The organism is Lentilactobacillus laojiaonis, from assembly GCF_020616595.1.
Lineage (GTDB): Bacteria > Bacillota > Bacilli > Lactobacillales > Lactobacillaceae > Lentilactobacillus > Lentilactobacillus laojiaonis.
Map to the genome: position 1 here is coordinate 686,545 of NZ_CP085278.1, position 19,134 is coordinate 705,678.

At 33.2% G+C, this 19,134-nt stretch carries 18 protein-coding genes; 1 reads left to right on the plus strand and 17 read right to left on the minus strand.

Features of this window, described 5'->3' with window-relative positions; genetic code table 11:
* From LHL71_RS03585 to truB, 11 genes are all read right to left on the minus strand, one after another.
* Nucleotides 1-2,232, minus strand: a complete 2,232-nt coding sequence (locus LHL71_RS03585; RefSeq protein WP_227360456.1) for a RelA/SpoT family protein — start codon at nucleotides 2,230-2,232, stop codon at nucleotides 1-3.
* 24 nt (nucleotides 2,233-2,256) lie between these two features.
* Nucleotides 2,257-2,994, minus strand: a complete 738-nt coding sequence (locus tag LHL71_RS03590; protein ID WP_227360457.1) for a 16S rRNA (uracil(1498)-N(3))-methyltransferase — start codon at nucleotides 2,992-2,994, stop codon at nucleotides 2,257-2,259.
* A gap of 6 nt (nucleotides 2,995-3,000) precedes the next feature.
* The gene (gene prmA / locus LHL71_RS03595; protein WP_227360458.1) at nucleotides 3,001-3,969 is read right to left on the minus strand and encodes a 50S ribosomal protein L11 methyltransferase; all 969 of its coding nucleotides are present in this window, start codon (nucleotides 3,967-3,969) and stop codon (nucleotides 3,001-3,003) included.
* A gap of 59 nt (nucleotides 3,970-4,028) precedes the next feature.
* Nucleotides 4,029-4,358, minus strand: coding sequence for a hypothetical protein (locus LHL71_RS03600; RefSeq protein ID WP_227360459.1), 330 nt, complete (start codon nucleotides 4,356-4,358; stop codon nucleotides 4,029-4,031).
* Between the two features lie 308 nt (nucleotides 4,359-4,666).
* On the minus strand, nucleotides 4,667-6,502 hold the full coding sequence (lepA, locus tag LHL71_RS03605; protein ID WP_227360460.1) for a translation elongation factor 4: 1,836 nt from the start codon (nucleotides 6,500-6,502) through the stop codon (nucleotides 4,667-4,669).
* A gap of 95 nt (nucleotides 6,503-6,597) precedes the next feature.
* Complete coding sequence (gene dnaJ, locus LHL71_RS03610) at nucleotides 6,598-7,734, minus strand: molecular chaperone DnaJ (protein WP_227360461.1); 1,137 nt, start codon at nucleotides 7,732-7,734, stop codon at nucleotides 6,598-6,600.
* A 97-nt stretch (nucleotides 7,735-7,831) separates the two neighbouring features.
* Nucleotides 7,832-9,667, minus strand: a complete 1,836-nt coding sequence (gene dnaK / locus LHL71_RS03615) for a molecular chaperone DnaK (RefSeq protein WP_227360462.1) — start codon at nucleotides 9,665-9,667, stop codon at nucleotides 7,832-7,834.
* A 25-nt stretch (nucleotides 9,668-9,692) separates the two neighbouring features.
* Complete coding sequence (gene grpE, locus LHL71_RS03620; RefSeq protein WP_227360463.1) at nucleotides 9,693-10,238, minus strand: nucleotide exchange factor GrpE; 546 nt, start codon at nucleotides 10,236-10,238, stop codon at nucleotides 9,693-9,695.
* A gap of 21 nt (nucleotides 10,239-10,259) precedes the next feature.
* On the minus strand, nucleotides 10,260-11,291 hold the full coding sequence (hrcA, locus tag LHL71_RS03625; protein ID WP_227360464.1) for a heat-inducible transcriptional repressor HrcA: 1,032 nt from the start codon (nucleotides 11,289-11,291) through the stop codon (nucleotides 10,260-10,262).
* A 125-nt stretch (nucleotides 11,292-11,416) separates the two neighbouring features.
* Entirely contained in the window at nucleotides 11,417-12,355 is a 939-nt protein-coding gene (ribF, locus tag LHL71_RS03630) for a riboflavin biosynthesis protein RibF (protein WP_227360465.1), read from the minus strand.
* Between the two features lie 17 nt (nucleotides 12,356-12,372).
* Nucleotides 12,373-13,284 carry a tRNA pseudouridine(55) synthase TruB gene (gene truB / locus LHL71_RS03635; RefSeq protein ID WP_227360466.1) on the minus strand — a complete coding sequence of 304 codons (912 nt, stop codon included), beginning with the start codon at nucleotides 13,282-13,284 and terminating at the stop codon, nucleotides 12,373-12,375.
* A gap of 132 nt (nucleotides 13,285-13,416) precedes the next feature.
* Here truB and LHL71_RS03640 point away from each other — a divergent pair, with 132 nt between their 5' ends.
* Nucleotides 13,417-14,154, plus strand: coding sequence for a sulfite exporter TauE/SafE family protein (locus LHL71_RS03640; RefSeq protein WP_227360467.1), 738 nt, complete (start codon nucleotides 13,417-13,419; stop codon nucleotides 14,152-14,154).
* Between the two features lie 40 nt (nucleotides 14,155-14,194).
* Here LHL71_RS03640 and rbfA read toward each other — a convergent pair whose 3' ends face one another.
* The 6 genes from rbfA to rimP are packed head-to-tail and all read right to left on the minus strand — an operon-like array spanning nucleotide 14,195 to nucleotide 19,124.
* Nucleotides 14,195-14,545, minus strand: coding sequence for a 30S ribosome-binding factor RbfA (gene rbfA / locus LHL71_RS03645; protein ID WP_227360468.1), 351 nt, complete (start codon nucleotides 14,543-14,545; stop codon nucleotides 14,195-14,197).
* Nucleotides 14,546-14,561: 16 nt separating this feature from the next.
* Nucleotides 14,562-16,826: a translation initiation factor IF-2 gene (infB, locus tag LHL71_RS03650; protein ID WP_227360469.1), complete on the minus strand. Its 2,265-nt coding sequence runs from the start codon at nucleotides 16,824-16,826 to the stop codon at nucleotides 14,562-14,564.
* A 17-nt stretch (nucleotides 16,827-16,843) separates the two neighbouring features.
* Nucleotides 16,844-17,143 (minus strand): L7Ae/L30e/S12e/Gadd45 family ribosomal protein, encoded by a 300-nt coding sequence (locus tag LHL71_RS03655; protein ID WP_227360470.1) that lies wholly within the window; start codon nucleotides 17,141-17,143, stop codon nucleotides 16,844-16,846.
* Nucleotides 17,133-17,432 carry an RNase P modulator RnpM gene (rnpM, locus tag LHL71_RS03660; RefSeq protein ID WP_227360471.1) on the minus strand — a complete coding sequence of 100 codons (300 nt, stop codon included), beginning with the start codon at nucleotides 17,430-17,432 and terminating at the stop codon, nucleotides 17,133-17,135. Before rnpM ends, LHL71_RS03655 begins: the two co-directional genes overlap by 11 nt.
* A 25-nt stretch (nucleotides 17,433-17,457) precedes the next feature.
* Nucleotides 17,458-18,642, minus strand: a complete 1,185-nt coding sequence (nusA, locus tag LHL71_RS03665) for a transcription termination factor NusA (RefSeq protein WP_227360472.1) — start codon at nucleotides 18,640-18,642, stop codon at nucleotides 17,458-17,460.
* Between the two features lie 20 nt (nucleotides 18,643-18,662).
* Nucleotides 18,663-19,124, minus strand: a complete 462-nt coding sequence (gene rimP / locus LHL71_RS03670) for a ribosome maturation factor RimP (RefSeq protein WP_227360473.1) — start codon at nucleotides 19,122-19,124, stop codon at nucleotides 18,663-18,665.
* Between the last annotated feature and the right edge of the window lie 10 nt (nucleotides 19,125-19,134).

The following is a 19,134-nucleotide window of genomic DNA, read 5'->3' on the forward strand; positions in this document are numbered from 1 at the left end:
TTACCTAAAAGCTCGACTTACAACATATACATCTGAAACATTTCGAATTGTTGCAATTGCCCTTTCTAATTGTTCAGTATCTCTTACCATTAGTGACAATGAGATAGTTACCATTTTATTTTTATCAACTTTTCCATTAATCGAGGTAACATTTTTAGAAACGTTATTAATTGCATAGATTACATCTGCAATTAAACCAGAACGATTATATCCCTCAACTGATAGATTAGCAGTATAGATTGGTTTTTTGTTCTTTGAACTAGCCCAAAATACCGCTACTACTCGTTCACCATTTTCTTCGGCTTTTTTCATATTTGGACAGCCTTTACGATGAACTGAAACCCCTCTACCTTTAGTGATATAGCCAAGAATATCATCTCCAGGAACCGGCGTACAACAATGACTAAGTCTAACTAGCAAGTTATCTACTCCATCAATATATATTCCGTTTGAAGATTTATCAAGATCACGTTTTTGTAGACTATTTTTTTCACTTTTAATCGTTTGGTGATCTTCTAGTACATCTTTTTGAGCTTTATTTTGCATAGCTTGTTTAGCCATCGCACGTAATTCTTCAGTTAATCGATTAATGACACCGGTTGGTTGAACGTCTCCAAAACCAATCGCGGCCAATAAGTCGTCTGCATGCTGATAATGCATATCTTGAGCAACTGTTTCAAGATTTTCATCAGTTAAAATTTCTTTAGGATCATAATTTTCTTCATGGAGCTTTTTATTTAATTCATCCATTCCTAATTCAATATTAACATCACGATCTTTTTGACGATAAAATTGCTTAATTTTATTTCTGGCACGTCGAGTATGCACTAATTTAAGCCAATCTTGGCTAGGTCCAGATGAATTTGATGAAGTTACAATATCTACAATATCACCGTTCTTAACTTGATGATCTAAAGGAACTATCTTGCCATTAATTTTGGCTCCGGTTGTATGATGACCAACATCAGTATGAATCATATATGCTAAATCTAACGGACCTGCTCCCTTAGGCATTTCATAAACGTCACCTTTGGGGGTAAATACATAGACTCGATCACCGAATAGTTCTCCTTTAACTCCATCCATAAAATCAGCAGCATTATCAGTTTCTTCTTGTAATTCAATAATTTGCTTAACTAGATTTAGCTTACTGTTATCACCAGATTCTGGGACACCCTCAAAATTACCTTCTTTATATGCCCAATGGGCTGCAATCCCAAACTCAGCAATTTGATGCATTTGCTCAGTTCTAATTTGTACCTCTAATGGCTTTCCTTCTGGACCAATGACAGTCGTATGCAAGGATTGATACATATTAGCTTTTGGCATCGCAATATAATCTTTAAATCTTCCTGGCATAGGCTTCCATTTAGAATGAATAGCACCTAACACGGCATAACAATCCTTAATTGAATTAACAATTATCCGTAATGCCAAAAGGTCATAAATTTGGTTAAACTGTTTATGTTGATCAACCATTTTGCGATAAATTGAATAGATATGTTTAGGACGTCCATAAATTTCCGCTTTAATACCAATTTCGTCAATTGTATCGTTAACTTCTTCAATAGCATCATCGATATAACTAACTCGTTGATCACGTCTGGAATTCATTAATTGTACAATTCGATAATATTGTTGCGGATTTAGATAATGTAAGGCAGTATCTTCTAGTTCCCATTTAATGGTTCCAATACCTAATCTATCAGCAATTGGTGCATAAATTTCAAGTGTTTCCCGAGATATTCTACGCTGCTTTTCCGGTCTTAAAGATTTCAAAGTTCGCATATTATGGAGTCGATCTGCTAACTTAACAATCATTACACGAATATCTTTTCCCATAGCTAATAAAAGTTTTCGATGATTTTCAGATAATCGTTCTTCAGATGATTTATATTTAATTTTGCTAATCTTAGTTACACCATCAACAATTAAAGCAATATCTTTATCAAATAATTCTTGGATATCAATTACTTCAACCCCTGTATCTTCAACCACATCATGTAAAAGTCCCGCACTAATGGTTGCAAAATCCATGTGAAGATCTGCTAAGATTCCCGCAACCTGGATTGGATGAACAATATACTCTTCACCAGATTTTCGTACCTGACCTTTATGAGCGATTTTAGCAAATTCATAGGCTCTCTTTATGGTATCAATTTCACCTTGATCCATATATTCAGAAACCTTATTAATTACTTCATCGATTGACCAATTTTTATTTTTAGACATTTATCGTCATCTCTTCCCTTACCCTTATAACTCACTAACTACAGAAATTGATGAAAGAAAATATAAAGGTGCTGTTTCTGCTCTCAAAATTCTCGGACCTAATCCAGCTAATTTATAATTATTTTTTAACATCAAATCAATTTCACTTTCATCAATACCACCTTCAGGACCAAAGACCCCAATCAATGAACCCTTATTATTTAAATTCATAATGGTTTGTTTTAATGTACTCGTCTCACCCTGCTTAGCAGATTCTTCATATGCCACAATTCTAGCATCTACTTTTAAGTTCATAATTTCTGACAAGTTTGGAATATATTTAACTTTCGGAATCACGTTACGATGCGATTGTTGGGCAGCATTTAATGCAACCTCTTGTAATCTTTTAATTTTTGACTCGGCTTTATTTTTCCAATTAGTAATAGAACGATTCATGGAAACAAAAATAATTTGACTAGCTCCTAATTCAGTTGATTTTTGTACAATTAGTTCGGGTTTATTGTTTTTAGACAGTCCACAAACTATGGTGACATCAATCGGTAATTCATTATCCCTATCAATTTCTTTTTTGATTTTCAGATTAGCTTGTTTATTTTCAATTGATTGAATACTTGCTAAAAAAACCTGTTTATTTGTATCAACTATTTCAATTTGTTCATTAATTTTAGCGCGCATCACCGTCACAAGATGGTGATTGGATGCTTTATCAAGATTAACTAATTCATTAGAATTTACTATTTGATCTACAAAGTACTGTTGCATTCCTATCTAGTCCTCTTTACCTGGCTTAATTGCAATAATTGAATACCAATCCTTCATCCTACTAATCTGTGAAATAATAAAGCCCTGTTCTTCAATTTTTGCTTTTACTTCTTCAATTTTATCATTGATAATTCCAGAAGTAATGAAATATCCGTGCTCTTTTAAATTATCCCAAGCTTGTGGCACTAGTGGAATAATGATTTCAGCTAAAATATTAGCTACTACTACATCTACATTTTCATTAATTCCTTTTAAAAGATCGTTAGCAGAAACTTCAATGTCTTTAGCCACTGGATTTAAGTCTAAATTATTTTGTGCTGATTCAACAGCAACTTCATCCACATCAAAAGCTTTAATATTATTAGCACCCATTAGTTTAGCAGAGATACTTAAAACTCCCGAACCTGTACCCACATCTAAAATATTTTCGCCACCTTGAATAACCGTTTCTAGAGCTTGTAATGAAAGTCTAGTAGTTGGATGAGTTCCTGTGCCAAAGGCCATTCCCGGATTTAAACGAATAACCTTTTCATCTTGGGAACTAGATTTATAATCTTCCCAGCTTGGTACAATAGTTATAAAATGAGTTATTCTAACTGGATGGTAGTAACGTTCCCAAGCAGTTGACCAATCTTCGTCTTTAATTGCAGTAGTTTTAACTTCAGCAGGTCCTGGATTTAGCCCAAATTCTTTTAATTGAATAACTCGTTGTTCTAATTTCGGAACTAAACTTTCGACATCAATAGAGTCTGGAGAGTCTGGGAAATAAGAAGATACTAATGCTCCTTGAGTTATATGAATTAGGTCTTTAGGATCAACAATCTCTCCATGCTCTCCATATTTACCAGGTTTTAATTTTTCATAGTCTTTAGAATCTTCAATTGCTACACCTTCAGCGCCGAGTTCCATAAAAATATTTGATACTGCTTCAATTGATTCACTTGTTGTTAATACCGAAACCTGTGTCCATTTCATAAAATATTCCTCATTTTCAATTTATTTAAACAAAAAGATGCACCACCAACGGATGCACCTTAGTCTTTTGCCAGATTTTCTTCTTTTTGAACTTCTTCTTTATGAACTTCTTTTTCATGCCTAAGCAGATGTCCTTCTAAATAATGAAGGAGTTCTGACTCGTTAGCAAATACACGCGGATGTTTTTGCTTGTGCAATCTTAAATCTATCTCACTTATACTTTGACGGCCTGTCCATTTATGACGATATCTAATAATTAAACGATTATCTAGATTTTTACGACCGAATTTAAATATATAAATATTATCAGGAATCAATAACGGACGAATATATTCCTTCCGATAATGATAACCATTATTTCTTAAAAATTGCTTAGTCCTATTTAACATATTTGTGCACCCCCTTAGCTAAACTGTAAGTAAATAGATATTTATTAATTTAAAAACACTGATTTAAACATATTATATCTATAATAATAGAAAGAATATAAAAACACAATCATTTTGTTTAGTTAGAAATGTATAAGTAATAATGTTAATCTAGGAGCGATTCAATGTCAATTTATTAATTAATAAATTGCTTAATTAATTATACCATGGGCGTTATTAATTAAAAATCAAATTATTAATTAATGGATATGAAATTACGAATTAATTATCTAAAAATAAAAAAAGCCAGACAATATGTCTAGGCTTTTTTATTTTGATTTTTGTTCATCGCCGGTTTGGAGAACTGCCATAAATGCTTCTTGAGGAATTTCAACTTTTCCCACTGCCTTCATACGTTTTTTACCAGCTTTTTGTTTATCTAATAGCTTAGCACGACGATCCGGATCACCTGTGTGAATCTTAGCAGTAACATCCTTACGATATGCTTTTATATTTGTCCTAGCAATAATTTTTGATCCAATAGCTGCTTGAATCGGAATCTCAAAATTTTGTCGTGGAATAATAGTTTTTAATTTATCAACAATTTCTCTAGAACGTTGTGGAGCAAATTGCTTATGAGCAATAAAACTCAAAGCATCCACTTTATCACCATTTAATAAGATATCTATTTTAACTAAGTCACTGGCACGGTAATCTTCCAAATCATAATCCAATGAGGCATAACCTTTGGTACTAGACTTTAATTTATCAAAGAAATCAAAAATTATTTCTGATAATGGCATATGATAAACCACATTTACCCGATATTCATCTAGATATTCCATAGTTTCAAAAATCCCTCGTCGACTTTGTGATAACTCCATAACAGCTCCAACATAATCATTAGGGACCATAATGGTTGCTTTTACATAGGGCTCTTCAATATCTTTAATTTCGGTTACATCTGGCATTTCCGATGGATTTTCAACGTCTTTAATTCCGCCGTCGGTTAGATTAACTTTATAAGTTACTGATGGTGCGGTGGTGATCAATTCGATTTTAAATTCACGTTCTAATCTTTCTTGCACAACATCCATATGGAGTAACCCCAAGAATCCACATCTAAATCCAAATCCTAAAGCTTGAGATACTTCCGGTTCAAATTCTAGTGCAGCATCATTTAATTTGAGCTTTTCAAGAGCCTCTCTTAGATCATCAAATTTAGCATTATCAGTTGGATACAAACCAGCATATACCATTGGACTCATTTCACGATACCCTGGTAAAGCCTCATCAGCTGGGGTATTAGCATTAGTTACAGTATCCCCCACTCGGGTTTGCTCAATGTCTTTAATACTAGCAGTTATATATCCTACATCACCAGCCATTAAATATTCACGTTTTACCGGATTAGGTGAGTTAACCCCAACTTCAGTAACTTCATATTCACTACCACTATTCATTAAACGAATTTTATCTCCTGGTTTAACCGTTCCCTCAAACAATCGAACACTTAAAACTACTCCGCGATAATCATCGTAGATCGAATCAAATACTAAGGCCTTTAAAGGTGATTCAACATCGCCAGTTGGAGCTGGAACATTATGCACAATTTGTTCCAATAGTTCCTTAATACCAATACCTTTTTTAGCACTAGCCATAACCGCATCTGTAGCATCAATTCCGATAACATTTTCAATCTCTTCTTGCACTTTTTCGGGCTGAGCAGATGGAAGATCGATTTTGTTTATTACAGGTACAATTTCTAGATCATCATCAATTGCTAAATATACATTAGCTAGTGTTTGGGCTTCAATCCCTTGGGCAGCATCAACTACTAGAATGGCTCCTTCACATGCAGCTAAACTTCTAGAAACCTCATAAGAAAAATCAACATGTCCGGGAGTATCAATTAAATGAAATTCATAATCATTACCATCATCTGAATGATAAGTTAATTCAACTGCATTTAATTTAATAGTAATTCCTCTTTCACGTTCAAGCTCCATATTATCAAGTAATTGGTCTTTCATTTCACGTTTAGAAACAGTGTCTGTCATCTCTAGGATTCTATCTGCCAAGGTAGATTTACCATGGTCAATATGAGCAACAATTGAAAAGTTCCTAATAAATTTTTGATGCTCTTTCATTTTATTAAAATCCATATATTAATTCTCACTTTCAATTCTTATACTAACTTTAATTATAACATGTTATTTTTAGATACTAAAAAAGATCGGATACTTATCCGATCTTTTAATTAGTTTTTACCGTCAAAAGCATCTTTTACTTTATCGAAAAAGTTGCCTTTGTTAACTTCTTCGTTACTTGCTTTAGCATAATCTAGCAATGCAGCCTTTTGAGCTTTATTAAGTGAAGTAGGAGTAATAATATGAATTTTTACTTTTTCATCACCATTTACATTGCTATGAAGTTTAGGAGCACCCTTACCTTTTAGCTTAAACACTGTACCACTTTGTGTTCCAGCAGGAATATTCAATGAAACATCGCCATAAACTGTCTTAACCTTAACTTCGCCACCTAAAGCAGCTTTAGCAAATCCAATGTATTCTTCAGCATATATGGTTGTTCCTCGGCGTTCAAAGTCTCGACTTGGTTCAACTGTAAATACAATATAAAGGTCACCATAAGGTCCACCATTTTTACCGGCTTCACCTTGGCCTTGAAGTCGCATTTGTTGCCCATTTTCAATACCAGCAGGAACAGAAACTTCCACTTCATGTTTTTGTTCTACATGACCACTACCGTGACAAGTTGGACATTTTTCTTTAATTTCCTTACCAGTACCATGACAAACTGGGCATGCTTGTTTAGTTTGTATTCTTCCCAATGGAGTATCAGCTTCAGCATTTACATAACCAGCTCCATGACAATTGTGACAAGTTTCAGGTGATGTTCCTGGCTTAGCGCCAGAACCCTTACAAGTTTCACATTCTGAGCTTCGATTATATTTTATCTTCTTTTTAACTCCAAAGATGGCTTCCTCAAATTTTAAATCCATTCGATATTCTAAATCTCGACCTTGTTTTGGGGCCTTTGGATCTGTACTTTGTTGAGAACCACCACCAAAAAATTGGCTAAATATATCTTCAAATCCAAAACCGCCGCCATCAAATCCAGAAAATCCACCAGCAGAACCACCACCAAAGCCTTGTGGACCATCTGCAGAACCATATTGGTCATAATTTGCTCGCTTAGTTGCATCTCCCAAGACTTCATAAGCTTCAGTTATTTCTTTAAATTTTTCATCTGCACCGGGTTCCTTATTAAGATCCGGATGATATTTTTTTGATAATTTACGATAAGCCTTTTTTATCTCATCATTACTAGCATCTCGCGAAACTCCGAGAATTTCATAATAGTCTTTATTAGCCATGAAATACTCCTCTTTTATTTGGTATATATTAAGATATCACAAATTAATAAAAAGCCAAAGTCCCAAAATTGGACCCTGGCTTTTTAAGAAAAACTAACTACTTTTTATCGTCGTCAACTTCGCTAAAATCACCATCAACGGTATTATCATCGTTGTTACCAGAATTATCATTAGCTTGTGTATCAGATGATTGTTCTTGTTGTTGATATAATTTAACGGCTAAATCTTGAACAATTTTACTTAATTCATCTTTCTTAGCTTTCATTTCATCAACTTTGTTTTCTTCACGTGCTTTCTTAAGAGCATCGCGTGCTTCGGTTGCCTTATCAATTTCATCATCTGAAACTTTACCTTTAACATCTTCTAAAGTCTTATCAGTTTGGAAAATCAATTGGTCAACTTCATTATTTAAATCAGCAGATTCTTTACGTTGCTTATCTGCTTCTTCGTTTTCTTTAGCATCTTTCATCATTTTTTCGATTTCTTCATCAGAAAGACCTGAAGAATCTTTGATGGTAATTTGTTGTTGTTTACCAGTTCCTTTATCCTTGGCTGAAACATTTACAATACCATTCTTATCAATGTCGAAAGTAACTTCAATTTGTGGTACTCCTCTTGGAGCAGCAGGAATATCAGTTAATTGGAATTGACCTAAGGTTTTATTGTCAGCTGCCATTGGACGTTCACCTTGTAAAACATGAATATCAACAGCTGGTTGATTATCTGCAGCAGTTGAAAATACTTGGGACTTGCTAGTTGGAATAGTTGTATTACGGTCAATCAACTTAGTAAACACACCACCCATTGTTTCAATACCCAATGATAGCGGAGTAACATCTAGTAAGACAACATCTTTAACATCACCAGTAATAACACCACCTTGAACAGCAGCTCCTAAAGCAACCGCTTCATCAGGGTTAATTGATTTATTTGAATCTTTACCAGTCCATGATTTAACAGCTTCTTGAACAGCAGGAATTCTTGTTGAACCACCGTTTAAGATTACTTGGTCAATATCACTAGTAGATAAACCAGCATCTTTTAAGGCATTTTCAAAAGGTACTTTAGTTTTTTCAACTAAGTCTGCAGTTAATTCATTAAATTTAGCTCTAGTTAAATTAGTTTGTAAGTGAAGAGGTCCAGCTTCACCAGCAGAAATAAATGGAAGACTAATTTCTGTTTCAGTTACACCTGAAAGGTCTTTTTTGGCTTTTTCAGCTGCATCTTTAAGACGTTGTAAGGCCATTTTATCTTTAGATAAATCAACACCGTTTTGTTGTTTGAAACCATCAATTAACCAATCAATAATGCGTTGGTCAAAGTCATCCCCACCAAGGTGAGTGTCACCATTAGTAGAAAGTACTTGGAATACACCATCACCTAATTCCAAAACAGAAACATCAAAAGTACCACCACCAAGGTCATATACTAATACTTTTTCATCTTTGTCTTGTTTATCTAAACCATAAGCCAATGCAGCAGCAGTTGGTTCATTAATAATACGTTCTACTTCTAAACCAGCAATTTTACCAGCATCTTTAGTAGCTTGACGTTGAGCGTCATTAAAGTAGGCTGGTACTGTGATAACTGCTTTATCAACAGTGTCACCTAGATATTCTTCGGCAAAGCCTTTAATGTATTGAAGAATCATTGCTGATATTTGTTGAGGAGTGTATTTTTTACCTTCAACATCAACAGTATAGCCTTCTTCACCCATGTGGCTCTTAATTGAAACAATTGTATTTGGATTAGTGATTTCTTGTCTTTTTGCAACTTCACCAACTTGTGGTTGGCCATCCTTAAATGCAACTACAGATGGTGTAGTTCTTGCACCTTCTGGATTAGGAATTATTTTGGGAGTGTTACCTTCTAAAACTGCAACTGCAGAGTTAGTAGTACCTAAATCAATACCAATAATTTTATTACTTGCCATAATTTATTTCTCCATTCATTTTTTATTATTGAGCTACAACTACCATGGCTGGTCTTAAAACACGATCTTTTAAGAGATATCCTGGTTGTAGTACCTGGACAACAGTATCTTTTGGATTATTCTCATCTGCATCAATTGTTTGAACCGCTTGGTGAAATTGTGGATCAAACGGCTGATTTAATGATTGAATTTCCTCAACACCGTTATTTTTAAGGGCTTTAATCAAATGATCAGTTACCATCTGTACACCCGTTTTAAGTTGCTTACCACTTTCATCATCAACCTTAACACTTAATGCTCGTTGTAAATTATCAATGATTGGTAATAACTCAGTCACTAATTTTTGACCTTCATACTTAATCAAATTAGTTTGTTCTTTTTTTGCATGATTTTGGATATTTTGAATTTCTGCTTGTGAACGTAGAAATTTATTTTCCATTTCATCAAGTTTAGAAGTTAATTCATCAATTTTAGATTGTTGATCATCTTGTGTTTCATCGTTATTGTCTAAAACTTCATCTTCTTTAACTTCATCTTCTTCATGAAGTTCTTTTGACTTGTCCTCAGCCATACAATTGCCTCCCGTGGTTAATTATTTACCATAATAACCAAGAATTTTTTTTGTCATTTCATTTTTCATTGCTTCAACAATACCAATAACTTTTGAGTATGGCATTCTGGTTGGACCTAAAACTGCAATAAGTCCATGACCATATTCTTGTAAATCGTATTTACCGGTAATAATACTATAGTTTTTTAATAGTTCATTGCTTAATTCAGAACCTATTTTGACTTGTACATCGCTGCCATTATTGTCTTTAAGACTATCAAACATGTCATTACCGTTATCCAATAAATGATAAAGTGGCTTTAGATATTTAATGTCTTGATTTTCCGAAAATTGAAGTAAATTTAATTTACCACCTACAAAAATATGATCTTGACTAATGTTATTTAGCATTTCACTTAATGTATCTAATATTCGGTCTGGACTTTTTAAATATCTAGACAAAATAATTGGTAATTCAACATTTAACTTACGATAAACTTCCGGTAGCAAATGACCAACTAATTGATCATTTACTATATTAACAATAATTCTTAACTCATCAGCAGGAGCATAATCTAATTGAAAAATTTTATTCTCAACTTGACCAGTATCCGTAACTAGAATAGCCATTACTTGCCGTTCATCAAGCTTAACTAATTGAAACCTACCAAGCGATAAATTTTTCCCTTGATCCGGATTTATTGTTAAGGCAGTATAACTTGTCAAATCTGATAAAACCTTTGCTGATTCTTGAACAATTTCATCAATTTGATTGAAATTAGTATCAAACGAGGTGCGAATAAAATCAGCATCATTGGTATCTAAGGGATCTGGACGAAGCAAATTATCAATATAATACCGATAACCTTCAATTGAAGGTACCCTTCCTGATGAAAAATGTGTCTTAGAAATTAAACCCATTTGTTCCAAAACTGCCATCTCATTTCTAACAGTTGCTGAGCTAACTTTATTAGCCAGTTTATTTGCCAAAAACTTAGATCCGACAGGAACTCCAGAATTAGTATACTCTTGAATAATAATTTGAAGAATGGTGTTTTGTCTTTCCGTTAACATATATAAATCACCTCTTTATTAGCACTCTATAATCAACAGTGCTAAGGCACACTTATAATTTAACAAAAATATCTAGGTGAGTCAATGCTTTTTGAATATTTTTTAGCAATTAATCCGATAGAGTGCTAATTAATGAAAAAGTTTCTCGCAACAATTTCATCTTGATGTAATTGCTTAATTAATTCATCTGCACTATCGAACTTAATTTCTCCCCTTAAATACTTATGCCATCTAATAGTTACATTTTCACCATAAACATTTTCATTGAAATCAAATAGATTAATCTCAACAGTAACCGGTCGATTGGGTTCAAAGGTAACGTTTCTACCAATGGATCCCATTCCTTGATAAACTCGGTCCCCAATTTTTACCTCGACTACATATTCGCCTATTCCTGGTAACCACTGTCTTTCATCGTGTTCAATATTAATAGTCGGAAATCCTAATATTCGTCCACGTTGATCACCATGAACAATTAAGCCGGTAGTCTGAAAGGTTCGTCCTAAATACTTATTTGCTAACGTAACATTACTTTTGTCTAAAGCTTTTCTAATATTAGTAGAACTTACCTTGATTTCATTTTCTAGAATTGGATTTACCGTAACCACATCAAATCGTCCTTTAGCTAGTGAAGCTAAATTTTCCATATTAGCGATGCTTTTTTCTCCATAAGTGTGATCAAATCCAGCAACTACCGTTACCGCATTAAATCTAACTAAGTAGTTATCAACAAATTCCTGTGGAGATTGATCTTGAAACTTGTAAGAATAATTTACAACAAAAACTTGATCAACACCCAACTCTTTAAATATACGCATTTTTTCATCTTTTAATGTTAAATATTTTTTATCATGTTGAGAAAGTTTTTTATATACGAGAGCTGGGTGGTGATCATAAGTTAAAACAGCCAATTTAACGCCTAAATCATCAGCAATTTTTTTAGCTGTATTAATTACTTCTTGATGGCCCAAATGGACACCATCAAAAAATCCCATAGCCAAAACTACAGGATCTTCAAATTTATGGGTTTCATCTAATGGATGATGTAAAAAATTAATTTTCATCTTTTTATTTACCTACTTTAAATAGTTTTTAGCATTTTATATGGACGATATAAGTTCTTTTCACTATCAAATTGATAAAGTGCTTGGATATCACCTTGATATTCTAACGCAATTATTTTTGAATCGATATTAAGTAAGCTAGGTTTAATAAAAGCACCATTTACTACATAATTATTCCAAAGATTGTCATCAATTAAAACAGTGGGATATTTAGTTAATGCAGCCTTCAGTGGATGTAGTATTTCAACAATTTCATCATTATCCATTTTTTCTTTAACTTCAGCTAAAGTTGAAGTATCAGCAATGGTAAATCCACCACTTTCAATTCTAGTCAAGTCAGACATAACTGACGGCACATTGATTAATCTACCAAAATCAACCGCCAAAGTTCTTACATAAGTTCCTTTAGAGCAACCAACTTCAAAATAAATTGTCTGAGTTTGGTTAACTTCATCATAATATGAATCCTTAATTTGTTTAAAATAACTAATATGAATGAGGCGGGCAGGACGGTCAATTTCTATTCCTTCGCGAGCATATTCATATAATTTTTTGCCATTAATTTTAACGGCTGAATACATAGGAGGAACTTGTTCAATATCTCCAGTTAATTTTTCTAATAAGCTATTAATTTGTTCATTATCTAATGGGGTTAGAATTGGTTTCTTATCAATAATTTCTCCACTGATATCTTCGGTAGTGGTTGAAAAACCTAGAGTAATTTCACCACGATATTTTTTTCCAGAATTCATAATTAATTCACTTAGTTTTGTGGCCGTTCCAACACAAATTGGTAAAACCCCATCTACATCAGGATCAAGCGTACCTGTATGGCCAATTTTTTTGGTATGTAAAATTTTTCTCAAACTACTAATGCAGTCATGACTAGTCATACCACGTTCTTTATATAGTGCAATTATTCCATTCATTACTAAACTCCTTTAAAATACATGCTAAAATTATAACACAATCAATTTAATAACTTAAAAAAACTAAAACTTATATCGAGGCAGTCGTATAATAAAAATAAATATTAATTAGTCTTTTATGGAGATGACGTTTTGTTAATTACCATTTTAATTATCGTTGGAATATTAGGAGGATTGTGTCAAACTATCGCTGGGCTAGCTTCCTTAGTTTCTTATCCGGCATTATTAGCTTTAGGATTATCACCCATTTTAGCTAATGTTACTAATACAGTTTCATTGGTATTTTCTGGAGTTAGTTCTACTTTTGCTTCATTAAAAGAGCTCAAAGGATCCAAAAAAGAATTATCTTTAATTTTACCAATTACACTAATCGGTTGTATTAGCGGATCCTTGCTCTTATTTGTTTTACCAGAAAATATTTTTAAAAAGATTGTGCCATTTTTTATTTTATTTGCTGCTATTGCCGAGATACTCCCTAAACCTGTAAGACCCAATCATGTCGGTGTCGGTTCAGAAATTCTATCATTTTTCGGAGTCTTCTTAGTAGGTGTATATTCTGGTTATTTTGGAGCAGCCGCCGGTGTTTTAATGCTAGTATTACTTGGAGTAATTAGTAAATTTTCTTTTGCTACTTATAATGCTGAAAAAAACTTTACGTTCGCATGTGCGAATATTATTTCATCTATCGTATATGGCTTACATACCACCTTGCTTTGGTCGTGGATAATTCCATTAGGTTGCGGTTTCTTTATTGGCGGATATCTTGGACCAATAATTGTTCGCCATGCTAATATAAAATTACTTAAAATCATCATTTCATTGGGTGCAATTATACTTGCTGGAACTTTATTCTATCAAGCATATTTATAATAAAAAAGGTTTAACAGCGATTGCTGTTAAACCTTTTTTATTATTTTTTACTATTTAATTCATTAAGTAAACGATCGATTTTATCTCCGTATTTAACAGAATCATCGCGCTTAAAATGAATATCTGGTGTTTTATAAATACTTAGTCTAGAACCAAGCTCTTTTTTAATTAAACCAGTTGCTTTTTCAAGACCTTGTTCGGTTTTTTGGCCATCATGAGCTTTGTCGGAAAGGATACTATAATAAACGTTTGCTTGTTGAAGATCACCAGTTACTTCAACACCCGTTACTGTTACTCCTTGTACCCGTGGATCTCTTACTCTTTTTAATAAGATATCATTAATTTCTCTTTGAATTTCTTGCTCCAAACGACCAACACGATATTGTGCCATTCAAATTACCTCCAGTTTATTGGACAGGAACTTCTTTCATTACGTATGCTTCAACAACGTCACCGACTTTAATGTCATTATAATCTGCAATTGTTAAACCACATTCAAATCCTTGTTTAACTTCTTTAACATCATCTTTAAAGCGTTTCAAACTGTTTAATTCGCCACTATAAATAACAACACCATCACGAATTAAGCGCACTTTGCTATCTCTTTGGATGAATCCATCAGTAACCATACCACCAGCAATGGTACCAACTTTAGAAGCTTTATAAGTTTCACGAACTTCTACATTACCAGTAATTTGCTCTTCATAAGTTGGTTCCAACATACCCTTCATAGCTAATTCAATTTCATCAATAGCGTTATAAATTACTTGATGTAATCGAATATCAACATTATCAGCCTCAGCTTGAGCCTTAGCTTGTGGAGTAGGACGGACATTAAATCCAATAATAATAGCATCACTAGCTTCTGCTAAAGATACATCACTTTCATTAATAGCCCCAACAGCTGTATGAATAATATTAACTTGAACGCCTTCTACTTCAATTTTTCTAAGACTGTTAGCCAAAGCTTCAACCGATCCTTGAACATCGGCTTTAATTACGATATTTACAGATTTCATTTCGCCTTCTTTTAATGAATCAAATAAATTATCTAGAGTAACATGGTTAGTCTTACGGCGTTCACGCATTTGAGCTTCTTTCGCTCTAGCTTCACCAGCTGCACGAGCTGATTTTTCATCTTCAAATACAACGAAGTGATCCCCAGCTTCTGGAACATCATTCAACCCAGTAATTTCAACGGGCATTGATGGAGTTGCTTTTTTGATATCTTTACCACGTTCGTTAGTCATCGTTCTAACTCGTCCAAATGTAGTACCAACAACAATTGGATCTCCAACGTGCATAGTTCCTTGTTGGACTAATAGAGTAGCAACTGAACCTTTACCTTGGTCTAAACGAGCTTCAACTACTGAACCAACTGCAGGTTGATCAGGATCAGCTTTTAGCTCTAACATTTCTGATTGTAAAACAATCATATCTAATAATTCATCAATATTTTGGCCTAATTTAGCAGAGATATTAACAAAAATTGTGTCGCCACCCCATGCTTCAGGAATTAGTTCATATTCAGCTAATTGTTCAATTACATGGTTCGGGTTGGCACCTGGTTTATCAATTTTATTAACAGCAACAATAATTGGAGTACCAGCGGCTTTCGCATGATTAATTGCTTCAACAGTTTGTGGCATTACCCCATCATCAGCAGCTACAACTAAAATAGTTATATCAGTTACATTAGCACCACGTGCTCGCATTTCTGTAAAGGCAGCGTGTCCGGGAGTATCTAAGAAGGTAATTAAATTATCTCCATTACGTACTTGATATGCACCAATTGCTTGAGTAATTCCACCAGCTTCACCAGCAGTTATGTGTGAGTGTCTTAAATAATCAAGTAAAGTGGTTTTACCATGATCAACGTGTCCCATAATTGTAACTACTGGAGGACGTTTAACTAAATGATCAGATTTATGCATTTCTTCATCAAACATTTTATCAATATCGGAAATGTTTTCTTCAATCTTTTCTTCGGCTTCAATTCCGTAATCAGCAGCTAATATTTCAATTGTATCTTTATCAAGTGATTGATTTTGGTTAACCATTACACCTAACATAAATAATTTTTTAACCAATTCAGCTGGTTCACGATGCAAAAGTTTTCCTAAGTCTTGAGCATTCATTCCATCAGTATAAACTAAAACTTCTGGCAATGGACGTTCTTTACGTTCCGGTGCTCCATGGTGCTCAGTTTGTTTCATACGTTGATTTTTTTGTTTAAATTGTTTTTTATTACGTTTTTTATTGGCTTTCTTACTATGGTTAGAATTATTGTTAGAATTACCAAAACGATTGTTACTGTTGTTAGTATTTCTAAAATTAGTACTTTTAGCTGTAGAACTATTTCCATTATTTGAATTAGTACGAGTTGAAGCACTGTTACTATTATTTTTATGTGGTCCATTATTAGTTGGACGCTTATTATCTTGATTTGTAATAATTTTACCTTCTTTTTTAGAAATCTGATTTGCTTTTTTATTTTTAGCAGAAGATTTCGTATTTTTATTTAAATCGTGCTTAATCTGATTTACTTGTTCCTCATCTAATGAAGACATGTGACTCTTAACATTAAATCCGTGGCTATTAGCCACATCAACAACCTGCTTGTTTGACACACCTAGCTCATTTGCTAACTCATAAATTCTTTTTTTACTCATAATCATCCTCCTCTTGCTTAAACAATTTCAGATAATTTTTGTGACATTTTACGATCGGTTATACCTATCATAGTCCTTTGAGCACCAATTGCACTACTTATTTCATCTTTTGATAGATTATTGTTAACTGGAACTTGATAAAATTTCGCCTTATCATTGAATTTTTTAATGGTCGATTGACCACTATCTTTAGCAATGAATAAAAAATAGACCTTATTTTTCTTAATATTGCTCAAAATAATATCTTGTCCAGTTACTATTTTACCAGCTCTTTTAGCAATACCCAAAAAATTTAAAACGGATTGCTTATTGTCCATTTTCAAATAGCTCTTTTCTGGCTTGTTTATGATCAACATACGCAATCAAATCTTCGTAAAATTGATCGTCTAAACTAGTTGAAAAAGTTTTTTCTAATATCTTTTTATCCCTAGCTTTTTTAGCAATGTCAACATTTATAGAGATATAAGCTCCTCGTCCAGACTTTTTACCAGTTTCATCAATTGAAACATCGCCATTTTGGTCTCTAACGATTCGAATTAATTCTTTTTTGGGAGCCATTTCACCCGTTACAACGTCTTTACGCATCGGAATTTTTCTTTTTTTCATTAATTCTATCTCCTAAAATAATATTTTAATTCATATCATCTTGTTCAAAATCATTCTCATTTTGATCAGAATTAATTTCATCTACATAGTGCTCTTCATCAAATCCTTGGTCACTATTAGTATCAACCGAGTTATTAACTTCATCATTAGCAATCGAATTTAATAATTCTTGAGCTTCTGATTCTGGTTTAATATCAATCTTATAACCAGTTAGCTTAGCAGCAAGACGAGCATTTTGACCCTTTTTACCAATAGCTAATGATAGTTGATGATCAGGAACTACTACAGTACAACTTCTTTCAGCATTTTTGTCAAAGATAACTGCAATAACTTCAGCTGGATTCAATGCATTTGAAATATATTTAGCATCATCTGCATCCCATTCAACAATATCCATGTTTTCACCATGCAACTCATTTACAATGGTTTGAACACGTTGGCCACGAGGTCCGACGGTTGTACCAACTGGATCAATATCAGAATTATTTGATCTTACAGAAACTTTTGCTCTATCTCCAGCTTCTCTGGCAATTGAAACAATTTCAACAGTACCATCATAAACTTCAGGAATTTCTTGTTCAAATAAGCGTTTCAACATACCCGGAGCAGTTCTACTTACAAATACTTGAGGACCCTTAGTAGCATTTTCAACTTTAGATACATAAACTTTAATTTTATCTTGAGGACGATAAACTTCGTTAGACATTTGGTCGCGTAAACCCATTACCGCTTCAACTTTGCCTAAATTTACATAAACAAAACGAGCATCTTGGCGTTCAATTTCACCGGTAACTAATTCATCTTCATACTTACTGTATTCGTTGAATACAATTTCACGTTCAGCTTCTCTAACACGTTGCATGATGACTTGTTTAGCAGTTTGGGCAGCAATTCTACCAAAGTTTTTTGGAGTTACTTCAAATTTAACTTCGTCGCCCAATTCATAACCACGATTAATTTGAACAGCATCACTTAAACTAACTTCTAGTTGATCATCTTCAAGTTCATCATCATTAACAATTTTCTTAACTGAATAAACATGTAAGTCACCTTTTTTACTGTCAAAAATAACTTCCACATTTTGAGCTTGTCCATAATTTCTCTTATAAGCTGAAACTAAAGCAGCTTCTAAAGCTTCAATAATAATCTCTTTTTTAATGCCCTTTTCTTCTTCTAATGAAGTTAGTGCACCTAAAAGTTCCTTACTCATAATTCTTTTACTCCCTTTTATTAAAATTTAATAGCAAGTCTAGATTTTGCGACCGCACTTTTTGGAACTTCAAACTTTTTATTATTATTTGATAAAACTAAATTATCATCATTGACTTGTTCTAAAGTACCTTCATAGAATTTGTTACCATCAATTTGTTGATAAAATGATACATGAACGTATTCACCAATTGCTTGTTTTAGCTCTTCATCATTTCTTAAAGCACGTTCGGCTCCTGGTGAAGAAACTTCTAAATAATAAGCTTGTGGAATTGGATCCGGATCTATTTCATCTAATTTTTCACTCAATTCATCACTAATGATCACACAATCATCAATGGTTACTCCGCCTTTTTTATCAATATATACTCGTAAATACCAACTCTTATTTTCTTTTAAGAATTCTATATCATATAAGTAAAAAGAATGTTCTTCTAAAATTGGTTCAACAATTTCTTTTACTCTATCGACTACTTCACTCAAATATTAACCT